Raw genomic sequence first — 1,863 nt, forward strand, 5'->3', positions numbered from 1 at the left:
AGACAGGATACACCCTAATCAGTCAGTGAGAAATGTTGTTTTTTTAAGGTTTAAATTGTATGATTAGGGTGTAACAAAAAGGTGGTGAGATTTTGAAAATTGGTTATGCCCGAGTATCATCTAAAAATCAGAATTTAGATAGACAAATTGAAGTACTGAAAGCAAATGGTGCAGAAAAAATATTTACTGAAAAACAATCAGGAAAAAATATTAAAGAAAGACCAGTATTTCAAGAAGTAATGAATTTTGTACGAGAAGAAGATACTTTAATAGTCGATGCATTAGATAGGCTAGGCAGAAATTATGATGAAGTAATTAAAACAGTAGATTTTCTTAAAGAAAAAAATGTTAGATTAATAATTACAAGCCTACCAATGATGAATGAAATTATCGGTAATGAATTGTTAGATAAATTCTTAAAAAATTTAATTATTCAATTACTGGCAATGATTTCAGAACAAGAACGAAATGATAGCAGACGTAGACAGGCTGATGGAATAGCTGTTGCAAAATCTAAAGGTATATATAAAGGGCGACCCAAATTATATAGTCCTATTGCTAAAGACCCACATAAACAGGCAGTATATTATCGTGTTGTTAGTTTTTTAGATCAAGGTATGGCAATTAGTAAAATTGCTAAAAAAGTAGGATTATCAAGACAAACCATATATAGAATAAAAAAAGATTATCAAAGTGGAATATATAAAGATATAGATAATTAATTTATTATGGAGGTAATCGTTATGAGTAAATCAGGAGATTTCAGAGAGTACCCTAAAATTTTAAAAATAGAGAATGATGGAAGAATCATTGCTTTAGATAAACATGGTAGAGTAAACAGTCAATTTTATACAAACACAATAACTGATGAAGATTCGATAAAAGTTTTCGGTTTGAAATTTAAATTATTATATCATGATTATGTTAATGATAATTTAAGTAGAGTTGAAAAAAATAAAGATTCATATAATGAAAATATATCAACAAGAAATCGACCGGAAGATTACTATAATGAACGTGATTTTAGACGTGATTTAGAACAGCAGCAAGAGAACACTAAAGCTAAAAGAAAAAATAAATGGTTAGTAGCAGTCATTGTAGTATTATTGATTGGTTTAGTAATATTGTTGTTTAAATCATGTAGCAATGGAAATGAGCAACAACCTACAGATAATAATGATACATCACAAGAACAAATTGATAATGGCCAATCAAATAATGGCCAAAAAGTAGAAGAACAAGACCAAGAAATTCGTGATCAAATTCAATCTACAAAAGATAGTATTGAGAATAGCAATGATGATACAAATTCAAAAATTGCAGAATTACAAAATAAAGTTGATAGCCTAAAACAACAAGCAGATACAGACAAATTAAATAAAGTTGCAGAAGATTATCAGAACACAATTAATAATTTGAAAGACGCAAAAACCCAACAAGATAATGGTAACAATGAAAAAATGGAAGAAGAATTAAATAAAGTTAATAATAAGTTAGATGAAATCAAGAATAAAATTTCATCGTGGTTTAATAGTAATAAATAACTTGCTACTACATTGATATAAAGGGTAATGCGTATGGAAAATGAAAAGACACGTAATAAGAAGCCATATATATATGGTTTCTTATTACTAATAATTATCTTAATTGCTTTAATAATTGTATTTGTAGTTAGAAAAACAGATGCCCTAGGACAAATAAATAAATTTGAAGATGCTGTAGAATCTAATGATTCTAAAAAAGTCAGTGAAATTTTATCCGGTAGTGAACGGACTATGTCAGACAAGGAATCAAAAGCGTTTATAAAATATATGGTTCTGTTGCAAAGTAAAAAAATATAGCTAACCACTAATTTATCATGTC

3 protein-coding genes are annotated in these 1,863 nt (G+C 27.8%); all 3 read left to right on the plus strand.

Annotated elements, in window-relative coordinates; genetic code table 11:
* Window positions 1-92 precede the first annotated feature (92 nt).
* The 3 genes from KA893_RS13870 to KA893_RS13880 are packed head-to-tail and all read left to right on the plus strand — an operon-like array spanning window position 93 to window position 1,841.
* Window positions 93-722 carry a recombinase family protein gene (locus KA893_RS13870; RefSeq protein WP_031588345.1) on the plus strand — a complete coding sequence of 210 codons (630 nt, stop codon included), beginning with the start codon at window positions 93-95 and terminating at the stop codon, window positions 720-722.
* Window positions 723-743: 21 nt separating this feature from the next.
* Window positions 744-1,544: a hypothetical protein gene (locus tag KA893_RS13875; RefSeq protein ID WP_031915619.1), complete on the plus strand. Its 801-nt coding sequence runs from the start codon at window positions 744-746 to the stop codon at window positions 1,542-1,544.
* A gap of 33 nt (window positions 1,545-1,577) precedes the next feature.
* Window positions 1,578-1,841, plus strand: a complete 264-nt coding sequence (locus tag KA893_RS13880; RefSeq protein ID WP_031590646.1) for a TcaA second domain-containing protein — start codon at window positions 1,578-1,580, stop codon at window positions 1,839-1,841.
* The last annotated feature ends 22 nt before the right edge of the window (window positions 1,842-1,863 follow it).

It is taken from the genome of Staphylococcus sp. GDY8P126P (assembly GCF_017891965.1).
Lineage (GTDB): Bacteria > Bacillota > Bacilli > Staphylococcales > Staphylococcaceae > Staphylococcus > Staphylococcus saprophyticus.

Excerpts from the sequence above, each read along its gene's own strand:
- KA893_RS13875 (WP_031915619.1), top strand. The coding sequence starts at position 744 with ATGAGTAAATCAGGAGATTTCAGAGAGTACCCTAAAATTTTAAAAATA.
- KA893_RS13880 (WP_031590646.1), top strand. The coding sequence starts at position 1,578 with ATGGAAAATGAAAAGACACGTAATAAGAAGCCATATATATATGGTTTC.